The organism is Nonomuraea sp. NPDC048892 (assembly GCF_040649735.1).
GTDB lineage: Bacteria > Actinomycetota > Actinomycetes > Streptosporangiales > Streptosporangiaceae > Nonomuraea > Nonomuraea maheshkhaliensis.
In genome coordinates, this window is record NZ_JBEZFZ010000009.1 from 242,961 (window position 1) to 260,481 (window position 17,521).

Genomic DNA, 17,521 nt, shown 5'->3' on the forward strand with positions numbered 1-17,521 from the left:
GCATGGTCGTCGTGCTCGACCTGCGCAAGGGTGAGCCGGACCGGCTCGGCGCCCGGGTCCTGGTGGTCGCCGACACCGAGCGGCTGGCCGCCGGTCAGCGGGTGCTCCAGGACGTGTTCAGCTCGCGCCTGGTCCGGTCGGTGCTCGTCGTGGCGGTGGGGCCGCAGCTGCGGCTGCCGCCGGCGCTGGACGGCGAGCGCCGGCGGGTGCTGTGGGTGGGCGACCCGCGCGGCATCCTCTGGGACGCCGACACCGGCGAGGCGGCGCTCGGGCCCGAGGTCAGCTCCGAGGCCATCCTCATCGACCTGCTCAGCCAGCCCGAGGTGTTCGACGAGGTGGTCTCGGGGCTGGGCGACATCCCGTACGGCACCGCCTCCCCGGGATGGCGCATCGTGGCCGGGCGGATCGACCCCGAGGTGCTCTCCCAGGCGTTCCGCGAGGTCTCCGAGCGCTTCCGCGGGCCCGCCCAGCAGGACACGGCCACCTTCAGCTCGCCGCTGGCCACCGCGCTGCCGGTGCTCAGCGGCACCGTCGACCTGCCCGCCGACCTGCTCGACCCGCTCGTCCCCGACGGCCCGCTCGACCGGATGCACCGCCGCGCGGCCGAGCAGATCGACCGGGCGGCCAGAGCGCTGGAGGAGCTGAGCTACTTCAGCCCCGCCCCCGCGCGGGCGGCCATCGTCGGCGAGGTGATCGCGGCGGGCAAGGCGCTGGCCGAGTTCCGCGACACGGTCGCGCGGCTGTTCGCCGACGTCGACCACTCCGACGAGGGCGCGAAGGAGACGCTGGCCGCGCACGGCGTCAAGTTCGCCACCCCGGCCGGCATGGGCGCCACCGAGATCGTCGCCGAGCTGCGCGCGGACGTGGAGTCGGCGCTGGCCGAGCGCAGGAGCCTGACGCGGCTGGTGTCCCGGCTGCGCCTGCTGGCCGACCACAGCGCGCCGATCGGCAGCGCCGCCTTCGTCGCCGACCTGTGGCGGATCTGCCCCGACGAGCTGCTCAACGCGCTCCACGCGCCCGCCGACTTCCCCGCCACGCTGCTCGACCGGTTCGTCTTCTGGCGGCATTCGCGGGCGTGGTGGCGCGAGCAGCTGTCGCTCGGCCCGGCCCGTACGGCGCTGGACGAGCTGCGTTCACGCCTGGAACGGGTGGCGGCCAGCGAGTGGATGCTCGGCCAGGCCCGTACGCACACCTCCGACGCCGCCCGCACCCTGGCGGCGGCGCTGAACGACGCCTGCGGGCAGGTGGCGGGGACACTGATGGACTGGAGCCGGGCCGAGGCCGGCCAGGCCGCCGCCAGCCCGGCGCTGGACGAGGAGGTCACCGTGCGCCTGCGCGACCGGGGCGGCCAGCTGCGCGAGGTGATCACCGGTGACCTGCTGGACGCGGTGACGGGCTGGCTGGAGCCCGGCTGGACCGCACTCGAACACGGCGGCTACCGCGACGTCCAGGCCGGGCTGGATCGCCGGATCGACGAGACGCTCCGGCAGTACCGCTACCACCTGGTCCACCGGGGCGTGCAGGAGCGGCCCGACTTCGGCACCGGCGACGCGGGCCGCCAGGAGCTCGTGGACGCGGTGTGGCGGCAGTCCCAGCAGGTGGTGCGGGCGCTGCGGGCGCAGCCGGGCGGCCAGATGTTGCAGCTGTGCGGCGACCGCGACCTCGCGGTGCTGCTGCGGCAGGCGTCCGCGGTGCGGTTCGCGCCCAGGGCGGTCAGGGGCCAGGGCAACCCGCCCGGCGTCGTGTGGACCAGGTCCGGCCAGTACGCCGGCACCCTGCGGCTGGTGCCGCTGCGGCCGGGGACGGTGGAGGAGAACTGGAGTGGGGATGGAACCTGAGCCGCTGAGCTTCAACACCCCTGAGGGCGATCCGGTGACCTGGGAGGTGGAGGCGGAGCCGTGGCACGACCCGTTCGAACGCCGGCTCACCCTCGTCGTCCAGGGCACCCGCCTTGTGCAGCGGCGGGTCCCGCGCGCCGAGGGCCGTGACCGCGAATACCTCTACGACCTGCTGGAGAACGAGGCCCGCATGGGCGCCAGGCTGCTCACCCGGCTGCGCGGGGACTACCCGCCCGAGCTGCCCCGGCTGCTCGGCTACAGCCTCGACGCGGAGGAGCCGTTCGTGCTCCTGTCGGACCGCAGGGGCGAGCCGGTCACCCGGTACTACGGCGCGCTGCTGATCGCCGAGCAGCGGGGGCTGCAGGTCAGCCTCTTCCGCGCCGTGCGCATCCTGTCGGCCTGCGGCATCGTGCACCGGCGCATCGACCCGTCCACCGTGCGCTGGGACGGGACCACCGTGCAGCTCACCGACCTCAGCCACGCCACCCTGGCCGGCACCCGGCGGCTGCGCCTGGGCGAGGCCCCCTACGCCTCCCCGGCGCAGCGCGAGGGGGTGGGCGTGGCCTCCACCTCCGACGACCTCTGGAGCGCGGGCATGGTGCTCTACCGGACGATCACCGGCCGCGACGTGGCCGACCGGCCCGACCTCGCCGCCACCCCGGCGCTGCAGGCCGTCCACGACGTCTTCTCCGGCGCCCCTCCCACGGCCGGCGAGGTGCTGGCCCGGCTGCGGGCGCCCGACCCGATGCAGTCCATTCCCGTGGAGCAGGATCTGGCGCTGGAGGAGGGCCGGGTCGCCTTCGACCGGGCCCGCGAGGCGCGGCGCGATCCCTCTGACGCCACCGCCGCCACCGCCGCCCCGGCCGCCCCGGCCTTCGACGACCGCACGCGCGTCCAGCCGGCGCCGACCGGCGACGAGCCGCGGCGCACCTGGCTGACCCGCTGGCTGCCGCTGGCCGTGCTGCTCGTCCTGCTCCTCGTCCTGTGGCTGTTGGCATCCTCCTCCGCCTGAAGGCGGGGATTCCAACGACAACTACCCCACGAGGAGGAGGTCGTGTTGAGGTTCGCGGTTCACCGGCCCGCCCAGCGGCGAGCCTCCCCGCGCGGCGACGGCATGCCCTGCCGCCGTATCCCTGATGTTCTGGGCCGCGTTGACCTCGGCGTTGTCCAGATGCCCACAGGCGAGGCAGCGGAATCGAGATTGGCTCTCTCGCGACTCCGCCGCGCGATGCCCGCAGGCGTTGCAGGTCTGCGAGGTGAAACACGGGTCGATCGTGCGGACACGGCCGGGAGCTTTGTGTTCCAGCCGCTCGACCAGCCGCCCCCAGCCGGCGGCCAGGACACCCCGGTTGAGCCCGGCCTTCTGGCGCACGTTGCGGCCCGGCGCATCGAGCGTCCCCTTGGCCGAACGGGTCATACCGACGATCTTCAGGTCCTCGACGGCGATCACATCGAAGCGGCGGGCCAGATGGGTGGAGGTCTTCTCCACCCAGTCCTTGCGGCGGTCGGTTTCGCGGGCCTTCAGCCGGGCGACGGCCGCCTTGACCTTGGCCCTGCGGCTGGATCCGCGCTGTGCCCTGGCCAGCCTGCGCAGGAGACGCGACAGACGCGCCTTCTCCGTGTCACGCAGGCCGGGAACTTTCAGCAGCTCCCCCGTGGACAACGCAGCGCTGACGGCAAGCCCCCGGTCCACGCCGACGACCTCACCCGTCCCCGGTGCGGGGATCGGTTCGGGGATCGCGGCGAAGGCGACATGCCAGCGGCCCGCTCGGTCCCGGGTCACCCGGTAGGACTTCACTCCCTCGGGGACGGCGCGGGACCAGCGCAACCGCACCCACCCCACCTTCGGGATCTTCACCTCGCCCACGTTGCGGGACAGGCGGCGCACAACACCCGCCTTGACCGCGACGATCCGGAACCCTTCGCTCCGTCCGCGCTTGCGCCACGTCGGCCGCTTGTGGGTCTTGCCGAAGAAGTTCGCCATCGCCTGCGCGAAGTCCTTGAGCGCCTGCTGCTGGACGACGATGGAACCCGCCCGCAACCACGCGAACTCCGCCCGAGCCTCCGTCAACTGACGGCACTGCTCGGCGAAACCCGGCGCGCCCTTACGGCCCGGCTTCCAGTGCGCGTGCTGCTCCACCGCCAGATTCCACACGAAACGGGCATGCCCGCAATGCTCCAGCAGCACCCGCTCCTGCGCAGGCGTGGGCTGAAGCCGATAGCGAGACACGCCGATCAATCTACCGATCAACACCGACAGAACCGGGAGACAGAAGTGCCCCACCGTTACGCGTTTCCTCCCCGCCCTGAAGGAACGGAGCTTTCACCCTGCTGGTACATGGTGAACCGGTGATCCTCTGCCCGATCTGCCTGCACGAGTTCGACTGGAGCGAGGACGAGCTCTACGAGCGCACCCCCGCGGGCCGCTACCAGCCGCTCTCCCTGGAGAACGTGACCGGGGCCCGCCGCGAGGACCTGCTGCGGGCCGCCCACGTGCGCTGCCCGGCCCCCGTCGCCGACCCGGGCCTCGAACACCACCTGCCCTACACCTACGTCCGGCACGGCAGGCCGCTGGTGATCGGCCTGGTCGGCGGGCCTGAGACGGGTAAGACGCACCTGCTGGCCTCGATGATCGGGGCCATCGAGCAGGGCGGGCTGCGTCCGTACGGGCTGACCACGGACGCCGTGGACATCGAGCGGCACGCCCAGTACGTCGACTCCTACGTCAACCCGCTGGTCGTCGAGCGGGAGGCCCTGTCGCGCACCGCCCACAGGTCCACCGCGGAACCCGTTGACGCGCTGCTGGTCAACGACGGCACGCACACCACGGCGGTGGCCTTCTTCGACATCGCCGGCGAGCAGTTGCGCAGCGCCACGCACGAGGCGACCAGGTTCGTGCCCGCCGTCGGCGGGCTGCTCTTCGTGATCGACGCCGCCACCAGGTCGGCCAGGCTGGGCGACGACTCCTTCCGCGCCGTGCTGGACCGGCTGCCCAAGTCGGGCGGGCGGCTCGACGTCCCGGCCGTCATCGCGGTCACCAAGAGCGACGCCGTACGCTTCCAGGACCCGGTCGACACCTGGCTGTACGCCGACCCCGACCGGCTCGACCCGGCCGACGTCCTGAAGGAGAGCAGGGACGTCTACGCCTTCCTGCACCGGCGGGGCGCGCAGGCGTGGCTCAGCCCGTACGACAAGTGCCGCAAGTGCACCCTGCACTTCGTCTCGGCCACGGGAGGCACCGCGGCCGACGGGCGCTTCCCCAGGGGCGTGCGCCCGCGGCGCGTCCTTTCGCCCCTGATCTCGCTGTTCGCCATGACCGGCGTCCTGCGCGGCTATCCCGAGGTGGGGACATGATGGGGCGTTATTCGAGCATCGACTGGATCCAGTTCGAATGGGACAACAAGCGCACGGGTCTCGGTCCCGTCCGCTCCTCCCTGCCGGAGACCGCGGGCTGGTACCACCAGCTCGGGCCCTGGCTCGACCCAGGGCCCGCGCCCGGCGTCAGCGTCTGCCGGCTCGTGGTGGACGGCCGGGTGGTGGTGCTCGCCCGGACGCGGACCGGCGGGTCGGACAGCAGGCGGACCATCCAGGTGCAGGCGTACCTCGGCGGCTCGGCCTCGCTGCCCTCGCCGATGCCGAACGTGCGCCAGGCGCTCGCGCTGGCTCCCGGCTGGGCCTCGCTGCTGCCCGCCGACGACGTGCCGCTCGACCTGGCCCGGATGATCGAGCCGTACTCCGAGGCGGGGGCGGCGCTCGACCGGCAGGCGCGGGCCGGGGCGGCGGCGCTCGCGCCGATCGTCTCCGAGGCGCTGCGCTCCCGGGGCAGGACCGCCCTGTCGGTGGCGTCGGGCGGGGACGCCGTCGTGCAGCTGTGGGGGCTGGTGGACATCCTGGACCTGCTGCTGGGGCACTATCCCGAGACGTTCTCCACGTACGAGAGCGACGATCTGCAGCAGGGGGCCGAGGTCGTCTTCCTCCAGGGCTGGCCGGGGCCGTCGTCGCGGGCCTCACGCCGGGCGCGGGTCGATCTGCGGGCGCCGGACCAGGCCGACCGGTACGGGGACATCGCGGCGATGGCGGTGGCGGCGTACGCGCGCAAGCAGCTGGTGGCGGTGATCAGGAGGGCGGGGATCACGGACGCGACGCCGGTGGAGGAGCGCATCCGGCTGCTGGAGACCGTCACCTACGACCCGGCGACCACCGACCGGTCCGAACCCGCGACACCCACGCGCCGCGCCGACCCGGCGACGCCCGCAGGTGGGGGCGCGTCGGCGGACACGTGGGCGCCCCGGCCGCCGGCGCGTGAGAGCCCGTACCCGGCGACGCGGACACCGGCCTCCGGCGCGCCCTCTTCGCCGCCTTCGGCCGGTTCGGCCGCTTCGTCTCCCCCGGCATCGGCCCCGGCTTCGTCACCGTCGCAGCCGGCGTCCCGGCCCGCGGCCGCCCGGTCCCAGCCGGCGCGAGCCGCCCGGTCCGGCGACGCCGAGCCCAGGAAGGTCCCGGCGACGAGCCCGCCGGAGGCCCAGACGGAGGCCCAGACGGAGGCCCGGCAGCAGGAGAAGCGGGCGCAGGGGGCGCGGGGGCCGGCCGGGCGGGACGTCTTCGAGCTCTTCCAGGCCGACCTGGCCGAGGCGAGGACCGTCAAGGAGGCCATGGAGATCCTCACCGACGTCCGCGTCTGGACGGCCACCCGCCAGCCCTCGGAGGTGCGCAACCGGATCCCCGACCTGATCCCCGATCTGGAGCGCCTGCTGCCCGACAACCACATCAACCCGATCCTGCGCGACCTGCTGACCCCGGACGCCCCGCAGAAGAAGGGCCGCGGCGGGTCCGACTGGCTCGAACCCCGGTGGCTCATGGTCGCGGTGGCGCTGGCGCTCGTGCTCGTTCTCCAGATCGTTATCCTGTTCCGCTGACGCGAGTCCCCGGACTCCCCCGTAATCCCGCGTATTCCCCGTATTCCCGCGTGGCGGGGGGCGGTCACGGGGCCGAGAACCCACGAGTGAATCTTCAAATACCGTCACTGTCGGTGAGAGATGGGCAGTTACGGTCACGAACCGTATGTTGACAAAGAGTCAACCCACCATTCGCGATGAATCTTCGCATCTCTACCTTGAAGTACATCTGCCCCGTAGGCATAGTGGAGCAACCACAGGCGCACTCGGTCGTGGCGGGCAACCTCGGGGGGCGGAACCAAGGTCCACGACCGCCCAGCGACGCGCGTCACACGTCGAGAATTGGACACAAGGATGAGCTCGCCCCCGCCGATCCGTACGAAGCTGCTCAGGATCCTCCTGCTTCCGCTGGTCTCCATGGTGGCCCTCTGGGGGTTCATCGCCTACTCCAGCGTCGAAGAGATCATCACGGTGTCGCAGAACCAGAACCGGTGGGAGGCCATCGGTGAGCCGGTGCTGCAACTGATCGTCGAGCTGCAGAAGGAGCGCCAGCTCTCGGCGGAGGCGCCGGACGGCACCGCGGACTTCCGGCCGCTGGCCGACCAGCGGCGGATCACCGACACCCAGGTGACGCGGTTGCGTGAGATCATCGCCACCGTGGACGTGGACGGTGACGACAGCGAGACCCCGGCCCAGGTCCAGAGCATGGTGCAGGCGCTCGACGGACTGCAGGCGCTGCGGGCCTCGGCCGACGGAGGCGTGCTGGCGCCGCCGCTGACGATCATCCAGGCGTACGACAACCTGATCGCCACCGCCAACCGCCAGTTCACCGACCGCGACGCGCTGAGCGACGTGTCGTCCTTCCGCGGGGTGCGCGGCATGGCCGCCTTCTCCGCCACGGCCGAATACCTCGGCCGCGAGCACGCCGTGCTCACCACCACGATCGTGCACCGCAACATGACCCCCGCCGACCGAGGCGCGTTCGTGGCCGCGACGACCGCCCGCCGGCTCGTCTTCGCCAACGCCGAGCGTGACGCGGGGCCCGAGCTGCGCGCCGACTACGACCGGCTGGTGGCCAGCGAGCCGTACAAGCGGCTGGTCGCCGTCGAGGACATCCTGTTCAGCTGGGACACCGACGGCGCTCCGCCGGTCGACCCGGCCGCGTGGCGCAGGGACACCGAGGCGATCATCGGCGGGATCAACCGGGACACCCAGACCGAGCTGGCCAGGGTCGCGGCCGAGGCCGAGGCGCAGAAGACCGGGGCGTACTGGCGGATCGGCGTGGTCCTGCTGATCGGGCTGGCCGTGGTCGTCGCGTCGCTGGCACTGTCGTACCGGTTCGGGCGTTCGCTGATCGACGAGCTCATGCGACTGCAGGGCTCCGCGGTCGAGCTGGCCGAGCAGCGGCTGCCGCGGCTGGTCGAGCGGCTGCGCCGGGGCGAGGACGTGGACCCGGCCACCGAGGCGCCGGGCCTGCCACCGGCCGAGACCGCCGAGGTCGACCGGGTGGTGCACGCCTTCTCCGCCGTACGCCGCACCGCGGTCGAGGCGGCCGTGGGCCAGGCCGCCCTGCGCAAGGGCGTCGGCCAGGTCTTCCTCAACCTCGCCCGGCGCAACCAGGCGCTGCTGCACCGCCAGCTCGCGCTCCTGGACACCATGGAGCGGCGGGTGGACGAGCCCCAGGTGCTGGAGGACCTGTTCAAGCTCGACCACCTGACCACCCGCATGCGGCGGCACGCGGAGAACCTGATCATCATGTCCGACTCCTCCCCCGCCCGCCGCTGGCGCGACCCCGTGCCGGTGTTCGACGTGGTGCGCGCGGCGGTGCTGGAGGTCGAGGACTACACCCGCGTCACGGTCACCCCCATGCCGAACGCGCCGCTGCTGCTCGGCGCCGCGGTCACCGACGTCATCCACCTGATCGCCGAGCTGGTCGAGAACGCGACCGTCTTCTCCCCGCCCAACACGACCGTGCACGTGCGCGGTGTGACGGCGGCCAACGGGCTCGCCCTGGAGGTCGAGGACCGGGGCCTGGGCCTGAACGACGCCGTGCTCAGCGAGCTGAACGCGCGGCTGGCCGACGTGCCCGAGTTCGACCTGGCCGACACCGACCGGCTCGGGCTGTTCGTGGTGTCCCGGCTCGCGGCCCGGCACGGGATCAAGATCGTGCTGCGGCGGTCGCCGTACGACGGGACCACCGCGATCGTGCTGCTGCCCGCCACCCTGCTCGCCGGCGCCGAGCCGCCGGCCATCGCCGCCGCTCCCGGCACCGGCCGGCCGGTGCGGGCGCTGAGCATGGCGCCGTCGGACGGTCGGGGGCGCGGGGTGACGATCGCGCCGGAGCCGGACCGCGCGACCTGGTTCGAGGCGGCTCCGGCGAACCCGCCGCATCCGGCGGAGTCCGGCCCGGTGCTCACGACCGGCCCGATCGGCGTCGCCGACGCCCTGCGCGCCGCCGACCCGCTCAGGGCCAGCGACCCGATGCGCACCGACCCGCCGGCGACCTCCGACCGGCCCCGCCCGGCCGACCCCGGCCCCGCCGCCCCTGGCGGCGCGGACCCGGCGCGGGCCACCGGCCCGACTGGAATGGCCGGGGCCGGGGAGTTCGGGAACGGCTCCGTTCCCGCACGCGGCCCGGCTCCCGGAAACGCCACCGAGCAGCCGCGCAGGCCCGTTCACGGCCGGGTGCCGGGCAATGCGACCGTGCCTCCTCAAGGCGGACCTGGAGGCGGCGACGGCCCCTCCAGGACAGCCGGCCCGCCCACCGGCTGGAGCGTCACCGTTCCCGCCCAGGAGGCGGACGAAGATCTCGACGGCCTGCCGATGCGGATCCCGCAGGCAAGCCTCGCTCCCCAGTTGCGCGTCGACGCCCGCCCCGAACGCGGGGCACGGGCCGGACGCTCGCCTGAGGAGCTCGCACAGCTCATGTCGTCCATGCAACGGGGCTGGCAGCAAGGGCGCCGCCAGGCCAAGCAGGAGCGAGACATGCAGAACGGAAAGGACGACCAACCCCATGCCTGACCCCAGAAGTGAACTGAGCTGGCTGCTCGACGACCTCATCCAGCGCGTCCCCGGTGTCCGGCACGCCATCGTGCTGTCCGCCGACGGGCTGTCCATGGGCAGTTCCCGCGCGCTGACCAGAGAGGACGCCGAGCACTTGTCCGCCATCTCCGCCGGCAGCCACAGCCTCGCCATGGGAGCGGGGCGGCACTTCGGCATGGGCGGCGTACGGCAGACGATCATCGAGATGGACGAGGGCTTCCTGTTCGTCACCGCCGCCGGTCAGGGCGCCCGGCTCGCCGTGATCGCCACGGCCGACGCCGAGCTGGGCATGGTCACGTACGAGATGGCCCTGATGGTCAAGCGGGTAGGCGAGCACCTTTCCGCGCACCCGAGGGGAGCGGCACCGGCACCGGCCTGGAACGGCGTGAGACCATGACCGGGGAGGATCCCGGGCCGCTGATCCGGCTCTTCGGGCTGACCGGCGGCCGGGCGCGGCCGCAGGGGGAGGCGTTCGACCTGGTGGCCATCGTCACGACGGCCGCCGACGCCGGCGATCCCACGGACCTGATCCCCGAGCATCGCGCCGTGCTGGCCCTGTGCCGCAGGCCGACACCTGTCGCGGATGTCGCGGCGCACCTCAGGCTGCCGCTGAACATCACCCGGGTGATCCTGGGCGACCTGCGGGGCGAGGGGCTGGTCACCATCGACCGGCCGCGCCCCGCCGCCCAGACGATCGATGAACGCATCTACAGGGAAGTGCTGCATGGACTACGCAGCCTCTGAGCCGGGGACGACCGCGGTCGCCTCGGCCTTGGCCATCAAGATCCTCATCGCGGGCGGCTTCGGTGTCGGCAAGACGACCCTGGTCGGCACGATCAGCGAGATCCGGCCGCTGCACACGGAGGAACTGCTGAGCGACCGGGGCATCGGCGTGGACGACACCTCGGGCGTGGAGTCGAAGACCACCACGACGGTGGCTTTGGACTTCGGCCGCATCACCATCAGGGAAGGGCTGTGGCTCTACCTGTTCGGGACGCCCGGGCAGGACCGGTTCTGGTTCATGTGGGACGAACTGGCGCTGGGGGCGCTCGGCGCGGTCGTGCTCGCCGACACCCGGCGGCTGCAGGACTGCTTCCCCGCGGTGGACTATTTCGAGCAGCGCGGGATCCCGTTCGTGGTGGCGGTGAACTGCTTCGACGGCGCCCGCCGGTACGATCCTGGCAAGGTACGGCGGGCGCTGGGGCTGAACGAGGTCATCCCGATCGTGCTGTGCGACGTACGGCAGCGCGCGTCGGTCAGGGACGTGCTGACGACGCTGGTCACGTACGCGGTGAAGGGCCTCGGCGCCGGGGTCGGCTGAGCGCGGTTCCCGCGCGAGCCGGGGTCACCGGCTGAGCGGGCACCTGTGTAAGCGGGGGGCACCGGCTGAACGGGGCGACTGCCCGATCCAGGGTCAGCGGCTGAGTGCGGCGGCGCGCAGTGCCTGGGCGAGCCGGGCGACGGGTTCGGGCAGCGGGCCCGGCAGCCTGGCCAGCAGGAGGCGGCGCTGCTCCCTCGGCCCCCCGCGTACGGGCAGGACCCGGACGCCGGGCGGCGCGACGGCGGCGAGCATGGCGGGCACCGTGGTCAGCCCGCAGCCGGCCGCCACGAGGCTGAGCTTGGCCAGCCAGTCGCGGGCGGAATGGGCGATCTCCGGGCGCTCGTCGAGGCCCGGCCACGCGCCCATGCCGGTGCTGTCGCCCGCCCCTCCGGTGGCCGCGCTGCCTGGACCGGCGATCCAGCGCTGCCCGTGCAGGTCGGCGGCGTCGATGTAGTCGCCGCGGGCGAGGGGATGGGTGTCAGGAACGGCCACCCGCAGGGCACGCTCGGTGAGGGTACACACCTCCAGCGCGGGCGTCTCGGCGTCCGGCGGCCGGAACGGCGGCGCGGAGCCGAGCAGCGCCAGATCGAGCGCGCCGGCGCGCAGGGCGCGGACGAGCGCGGGCGAGCCGCCCTCCCGTGTGGTGACGGTGATCCCGGGATGGCTCTCGCGCAGGGCGGCGAGCGCGCGTGGCACCAGGACGGCGCCCGCGCTGGCGAACCAGCCGAGGCGGACCGTGCCGAGATCGCCGGGCAGGCCGGCCAGCTCGCGTGCGCCCGCGTCGACCTGGTCGACGACCACGGCCGCGTGGCGCAGCACGACCCGGCCCGCCGGGGTCAGCCGGACGCCGTCGTGGCGGCGTTCGAGGAGGGGCGCGCCCGCGGCGCGTTCGAGCGAGGAGATCTGGCGAGAGACGGCGGACTGCGTGTAGCCGAGGGCGGAGGCCGCCGCGGTGAGCGTGCCGCGCTCGGCCACCTCGCGGAACACCCGCAGGGCGGTGAGCGAGGCATCGGTGAGGGCCATGACGATTACGCATACCACAGGTGATGAACTCTCGTTGGACGCATGCCCTCCTGCGTCCTTAGCTTGTCCACCATGACGCGAACCACAACGAAACCCCCCAGGGTCGCCCTGGTCACCGGCGCGACGCAGGGCCTCGGCCTGGCCCTGGTCGAAGGGCTGGCCCGCCGCCTGACCCCGGCCGACACCGTCTACCTGACCGGCCGCGACGCCGGCCGGGTCGCCGCGGCCGCCGAGCGCCTGTCCAGGGAGGTCGGTACGGGGGCTCGCGTGCGCGGCGAGCTGTTCGACGTCACCGGGCAGGAGACGGCCGCGCGGCTGGCCGACCGGCTCAGAGAACGGCACGGCGGCGTGGACGTCGTGTTCGGCAACGCCGTCATGCGCATCGGCCCGGGCGACGACCCGCGCACCCTGATGGACGAGTACACCGAGGTGAGCAACTTCGGCACCACCCGGCTGCTGCGCGCCTTCGGCCCCCTGGTGCGGGACGGCGGGCGGCTGATCGTGGTGGCCAGCTCCCTGGGCACGCTGCACCACCTGGCGCCTGTGCTGCACCGCCACTTCGACGGACTGACGTCGCTGGAGGAGGTGGACAAGCAGGTGGCGGCCTGGCGCGACGCCGTCAAGGACGGGAGTGCCCGGGCCGGCGCGTGGCCCGCCTTCGTCAACATCCCCGCCAAGATCGCCCAGGTGGCCGCCGTACGGGCTTTCGCCGGCCTGCGTCGAGCCGAGGACGCCCGGCGGGGCATCCTGGTGGCCGCCGTCTGCCCCGGCATGATCAACACGCCGACCTCGGGCCTGTGGTGGGACGTCTCCGCCGCCGCCTCCCCCGCCCGGGCCGCCGGGCCCCTGCTCGACCTGGCCCTGGACCCGGTCGATCCGGCCCATTACGGGCAGCTCGTCCGCTACGGCAAGGTCCTGCCATGGAGCCCGTGAGCCGCAGGACGGCTCCTCCGCGCCCCCGCGGCCGCCGAACCGTCACCGCTCACAGGTAGGGGCCCGCGCCCGGACCGGCCGGCGGGCGGTCCTGGGGGCCGGTGGGCGGCGGGCCGGCCAGTTGCTGGAAGCTCAACCCGATCTTGATGCCCTGGAAGACGCCCTCCAGCCAACCGACGAGCTGGCTCTGCGCGATCCGGATCTCCGCCTGGCTGAGCACCTCGGACGACGGGGGCAGCAGGCGTTCGAGCTCGTCCCTCAGCTCCGGCGCGACCGCCTCGCCGATCTCCTCGACCACCCGCGCGTGGATGTGCCGTAGCTGGTCGCGGGCGTGCTCGTCGAGGGAGAGCCCGCGGGCCTCGTCCAGCAGCGAGCGCGCCATGGTGCTCACGCGCAGCAGTCTGGCCGGCTCCTTCACGCGCCCGAGCTCGGCCTGCGCGGCCTCGCGCGCGTCGGCAGGCCGGGCGGGCCCGCCCGGCCTGTCCGGCGGGCCGGGAACAGGTGCTGATGTCATGTCGGCGTCCTGTGGGTCGCTGATCGCTCGCAAGCGCGGTCACGAAGGACCCTGCCCACGTACGCGCCGCTCACGCCACGTGATCGTCAGCCGACTCTGCGCGCGTCGCCCCTGACTCCCGCGCGCTCGGCTCGCTCGGCCTCCAGCCGGCCGACCCTGCTCGGTCCCGCCGCGCCGGCGCCCGCGAGGCAGGTGGGCGCCACCTGCTTCATGGTGCCGGTGTGGACGAGCGCGTCGGCGACGTACCATTCCCGGTCCCTGTGGATCTTGTCCCACAGCCGGGTCGGCCCGTACAGCCCGACGATCTCCTCACGGGCGATCTGGCAGTAGATCCGCACCGTGGTGCCGTTCCGCAGCTGGCCGACGATCGCGTACGCGGTGCTCGGGCCCGTGCGGATGTTGAGCATCCGGCCGTCGGTCGCGACCGTCCCGTACTCGGCAGCGAGCGCGGGCGGCGCCGCGATCACTCCGGCGAGCAGGGCCGCCACCGCCGCGGTCCCGGCGACCCGGGCGGCCCGCCACGACCTCGCAGTACCCATCGGACGACTCCTCTCCAGTCCTCCACCATCGACACTCCGATCATTGACTCTCATCAACAAGTCCGTCATGTCGGCAAAAGGCACCACAGGGCGCTGTCCCCCATCCGGCCCGCGCCGCCCGACGGCGTGACCGCCACCGTGGTGCCTCGGTCCGCGCATCAGGCCTCAGGTGAGGCCGATCAGGTCGGTGTAGCCGTCGTTCCACAGGTCTTCGAGCCCGTCGGGCAGCAGCAGCACCCGGTCGGGCCGCAGCGCGTCCACGGTCTCCGGATCGTGCGTGACCATGATCACGGCCCCGCGATAGGCGCCCACGGCGGCCAGCACCTCCGCCTTGGACGCCGGATCGAGGTTGTTGGTGGGCTCGTCGAGCAGCAGCACGTTGGCCCGGGAGCTGACCAGCCCGGCCAGCGCCAGCCGGGTCTTCTCGCCGCCCGACAGCACCCCGACGGGTTTGTCCACGTCGTCGCCCCCGAACAGGAACGACCCCAGCACCGTCCGTACCTCCCCGTCGCTCAGCTGCGGGGCGGCCTCGGTCAGGTGCCGGCCGACCGTGCAGGCGGGGTCCAGGGTGTCGTGCTCCTGGGCGAAGTAGCCGAGCCGCAGCCCGTGGCCGGGCACGACTCTTCCTGAGTCGGGCCGCTCGTGCCCGGCCAGCAGCTTGAGCAGCGTGGTCTTGCCCGCGCCGTTGGGGCCGAGCACCACCAGCCTGCTGCCCCGGTCGACGGCCAGGTCGATGCCGTCCAGCACCGGCACGCCCCCGTACGACTTGGTCAGGCTGATCGCGCCGAGCGGCATCCGGCCGCTGGGGGCCGGGTCGGGCAGCCGGACGCGGGCCACCTTCTCGGCGCGGCGGACCGGCCGCGTGCCTGCGAGCATGCGGTCGGCGCGGCGGGCCATGTCCCTGGCGCGGACCGCGGTGGCGGACCTGGCCCGCATGCGGTCGGCCTGCGTCCGCAGCGCGGCGGCCTTGCGCTCGGCGGCGGCCCGCAGGCGTGTCCTGCGCCGCTCGTCGGCCTCGCGGTCGGCCAGGTACGCGTGCCAGCCGGTGTTGTGCACCTCAAGCGCGCCCTGCTCCACGTGCCAGACCCGGTTGATCACGTCGGCCAGCAGGCCGGTGTCGTGGCTGATGAGCACCAGCCCGCCGGAGTAGCCCGTCAGGTAGGAGCGCAGCCAGGCGACGGAGTCGCCGTCGAGGTGGTTGGTGGGCTCGTCGAGCAGCATGACGCCGGGCTCGCCGAAGAGCACCCTGGCCAGCTCGACCCGGCGCCGCTGCCCGCCGGACAACGTGCCCAGCCGCCGGTCGAGCAGGCGGTCGGGCAGGCCGAGCCCGGCGGCCACGCGAGCGGCGCCCGCCTCGGCCGCGTAGCCGCCCCGGGCCTGGAACTCGGCCTCGGCGGCGGCGTAGCGGGCCATCGAGCGTTCGTCGCCCGACTCGGCCAGCGCGCTCTCGGCGGCCCGCAGGTCACGCAGGGCCAGGTCGAGGCCGCGGGCCGACAGGACGCGGTCGATGACGGTGAGGGAGGGGTCGGCGGCGGCCGGGTCCTGCGGCAGGTAGCCGATCGGGCCGGTGCGCACGATCTCGCCGGTGGCGGGCTGGAGCCCCCCGGCGAGGATCTTCATCAGGGTGGTCTTGCCGGCGCCGTTGCGGCCGACGAGGCCGACGCGGTCGCCGGGGGCGACGTGGGCGGTGACGCCCGACATGAGGAGGCCGGCGCCGGCGCGCACGGCGATGTCACGGAAGGTCAGCATGGGATCTCGCTCCGGAACTACTAGAGGACACACGGGTGGCGGGGAGGCGTGTGTCCTGGCTAGGAGGTTCGGGGCGTAGACATGCGGGTCATCTTACGGACGGGCCGCGACGGCCCGCCACGCGATTTTCGTCAACGGTGCCCGTGCACCGCCCGGTCCGCGCCGGCGAGGATGGCGCCGTACTGGATGGCCACCAGGTGGCGGATCGGGATCGTCTCGTCGGCCGCGCCCGCCTCGGCCTCCGCGCACCACCGGTCGTACGTCTCCGCCAGCTCCCGCGCGCCGTCACGGACGGCCCGGGTGCCGTTGCCCACGGCCAGCTCGCCCTCAAGGGTGCGCAGCAGCATGCCGCCGAAGCGCAGCCGGACGCTGTGCACGGTGTCGCGGCAGGAGGCCAGCTCGGCGACCGTGGCGGGCCGCTCGTGCTCGGGCGCCCCGGCCCGGCCGCTGTGGGTGTCGGCCATCCCGGCCACCATGGGGATGAAGCACCGGCTGGCGCGCAGGAACGGCGAGCCGGTGACCAGGTCGGGCGTGACCGCCGACAGCACCCGTTCGAGCACGTCGGAGGTGTCCCGCAGCTCGGCCGCGTGCGCGTGCAGCAGGTCGCGGTAGCGGGTGGACGTCGGCGTGGTGTCGTCGGCGGCGGCGTCGGTCCAGTAGGGGATCTCGGCCGTCAGGCCCAGCGTGCCGTACTTCTTGATGTAGGAGTCGCTGGCGGCGCCGCCGATGTGCTCGACGGGGTCCTGGCCGAGCGCCTCGAAGTAGTCGTAGGCGTCCTCCATCGTCGGGGTCAGGTAGACGGCCTGCTCCAGCTGCTTGACCGACGGGTGCTCGGGCTCCCCCGCGTGCAGCGGCACGCCGTACCGGCCGGGCAGGGTTTTGAGCACGTCCTGGAGCTCGGGTTCCGGGCGGTTGAGGTAGTAGAAGACGCCGCCGGACTCGCCGTTGTGCAGCGTGGTCATGAACGCCGGCCGGACGTCGTCGATCAGCCGCATCAGCGCCAGCGTCTCGGGGAGCACGCGGTCGAAGTAGGCCCTCTTGTACGCGAACGGGAACGTCCACTCGACCTGCTCGTCACCGGCCGGCCGGTAGAAGTGCCTGCCGTAGTGGGTCTTGGTGAAGGGCCCGGCGAACCAGCCCTCGTTCAGCCGGGTGCCATCCGGGTCGAGGCAGCCCACGATGTGCCAGGTCAGGCCGGTGGCGCGGCGCAGCTCCGCGTCCCGGCACAGGCGGCCGGCGAGGTGGGTGACGGTCAGGCCGCCGATGGGCTCGTTGGGGTGCGGCCCGGCGGCCACGATGGCGTGGCGGGGGCCGTCGCCGACGGTGAGGCAGAGCATGGGGTCGCCGAGCCGGGAGGTGCCGACGCGGCGTAGCGTGGCCACGTCGGGATGGCCGGCGGCGAGCCCGGCGAGATGGTCGTGCACCTCGTCCACGGTGGCGAACCGGTCGAAGTCGGGAACGGTGTCGAGTTCTTCATCAAGGCGGTCGAGCACATCCCAGTGTGCGCATGACCGGCGCTGGTCGGCATCGTGGAGAAGCTCAAGGTCAGGCCCTGCTCCTTGTGGTCACCGTCAATGGTTGAATAAGGGCGCTCGTCGCGATAAGGAGTGGAATGTCGGTATTTGACCTGGCTGCTGGTCCGGTGCCCGACGCCTCGATGACGATCC

General features: G+C 73.3%; 15 protein-coding genes. 9 read left to right on the forward strand and 6 right to left on the reverse strand.

The annotated features are described in order from the left end of the window. Positions 1-2: 2 nt before the first annotated feature. On the forward strand, positions 3-1,838 hold the full coding sequence (locus tag AB0C28_RS29330; protein WP_357835839.1) for a hypothetical protein: 1,836 nt from the start codon (positions 3-5) through the stop codon (positions 1,836-1,838). Further along, a complete protein-coding gene (locus tag AB0C28_RS29335) occupies positions 1,822-2,850 on the forward strand; it encodes a hypothetical protein (protein ID WP_358078954.1) in 1,029 nt (342 codons plus the stop codon). The genes AB0C28_RS29330 and AB0C28_RS29335 overlap by 17 nt, the downstream gene beginning before the upstream one ends. Positions 2,851-2,871: 21 nt before the next feature. On the opposite strand, the gene AB0C28_RS29340 is transcribed toward AB0C28_RS29335, so the two are convergent. Continuing rightward, positions 2,872-4,122: a transposase gene (locus AB0C28_RS29340; RefSeq protein ID WP_358078956.1), complete on the reverse strand. Its 1,251-nt coding sequence runs from the start codon at positions 4,120-4,122 to the stop codon at positions 2,872-2,874. A 65-nt stretch (positions 4,123-4,187) separates the two neighbouring features. On the opposite strand from AB0C28_RS29340, the gene AB0C28_RS29345 reads away from it, so the two are divergent. From AB0C28_RS29345 to AB0C28_RS29370, 6 genes are all read left to right on the forward strand, one after another. After that, a complete protein-coding gene (locus AB0C28_RS29345) occupies positions 4,188-5,192 on the forward strand; it encodes a hypothetical protein (RefSeq protein WP_357835847.1) in 1,005 nt (334 codons plus the stop codon). Beyond that, positions 5,189-6,754: a hypothetical protein gene (locus AB0C28_RS29350; RefSeq protein ID WP_358078958.1), complete on the forward strand. Its 1,566-nt coding sequence runs from the start codon at positions 5,189-5,191 to the stop codon at positions 6,752-6,754. Before AB0C28_RS29345 ends, AB0C28_RS29350 begins: the two co-directional genes overlap by 4 nt. A 333-nt stretch (positions 6,755-7,087) precedes the next feature. Then, on the forward strand, positions 7,088-9,754 hold the full coding sequence (locus tag AB0C28_RS29355; RefSeq protein ID WP_358078961.1) for a nitrate- and nitrite sensing domain-containing protein: 2,667 nt from the start codon (positions 7,088-7,090) through the stop codon (positions 9,752-9,754). Beyond that, the gene (locus AB0C28_RS29360; RefSeq protein WP_106245737.1) at positions 9,747-10,172 is read left to right on the forward strand and encodes a roadblock/LC7 domain-containing protein; all 426 of its coding nucleotides are present in this window, start codon (positions 9,747-9,749) and stop codon (positions 10,170-10,172) included. Before AB0C28_RS29355 ends, AB0C28_RS29360 begins: the two co-directional genes overlap by 8 nt. Further along, entirely contained in the window at positions 10,169-10,519 is a 351-nt protein-coding gene (locus tag AB0C28_RS29365; protein ID WP_346115520.1) for a DUF742 domain-containing protein, read from the forward strand. The genes AB0C28_RS29360 and AB0C28_RS29365 overlap by 4 nt, the downstream gene beginning before the upstream one ends. Continuing rightward, the gene (locus AB0C28_RS29370) at positions 10,500-11,096 is read left to right on the forward strand and encodes an ATP/GTP-binding protein (RefSeq protein WP_357835856.1); all 597 of its coding nucleotides are present in this window, start codon (positions 10,500-10,502) and stop codon (positions 11,094-11,096) included. The genes AB0C28_RS29365 and AB0C28_RS29370 overlap by 20 nt, the downstream gene beginning before the upstream one ends. Positions 11,097-11,189: 93 nt before the next feature. Here AB0C28_RS29370 and AB0C28_RS29375 read toward each other — a convergent pair whose 3' ends face one another. Beyond that, positions 11,190-12,119 carry a LysR family transcriptional regulator gene (locus tag AB0C28_RS29375; protein WP_358078964.1) on the reverse strand — a complete coding sequence of 310 codons (930 nt, stop codon included), beginning with the start codon at positions 12,117-12,119 and terminating at the stop codon, positions 11,190-11,192. A 72-nt stretch (positions 12,120-12,191) separates the two neighbouring features. Between AB0C28_RS29375 and AB0C28_RS29380 the strand changes: the two genes are divergently transcribed. Further along, on the forward strand, positions 12,192-13,052 hold the full coding sequence (locus AB0C28_RS29380; protein WP_357835862.1) for an SDR family NAD(P)-dependent oxidoreductase: 861 nt from the start codon (positions 12,192-12,194) through the stop codon (positions 13,050-13,052). 49 nt (positions 13,053-13,101) lie between these two features. Here the strand turns inward: AB0C28_RS29380 and AB0C28_RS29385 are convergent, their stop codons facing one another. From AB0C28_RS29385 to AB0C28_RS29400, 4 genes are all read right to left on the reverse strand, one after another. Further along, positions 13,102-13,566, reverse strand: coding sequence for a proteasome activator (locus AB0C28_RS29385; RefSeq protein WP_358078967.1), 465 nt, complete (start codon positions 13,564-13,566; stop codon positions 13,102-13,104). 86 nt (positions 13,567-13,652) lie between these two features. Further along, complete coding sequence (locus AB0C28_RS29390; RefSeq protein WP_358078970.1) at positions 13,653-14,105, reverse strand: SH3 domain-containing protein; 453 nt, start codon at positions 14,103-14,105, stop codon at positions 13,653-13,655. A 165-nt stretch (positions 14,106-14,270) separates the two neighbouring features. Further along, positions 14,271-15,854: an ABC-F family ATP-binding cassette domain-containing protein gene (locus AB0C28_RS29395; protein WP_358078973.1), complete on the reverse strand. Its 1,584-nt coding sequence runs from the start codon at positions 15,852-15,854 to the stop codon at positions 14,271-14,273. Between the two features lie 131 nt (positions 15,855-15,985). Continuing rightward, positions 15,986-17,347, reverse strand: coding sequence for a M14 family zinc carboxypeptidase (locus tag AB0C28_RS29400; protein ID WP_358078976.1), 1,362 nt, complete (start codon positions 17,345-17,347; stop codon positions 15,986-15,988). Positions 17,348-17,521: the final 174 nt, after the last annotated feature.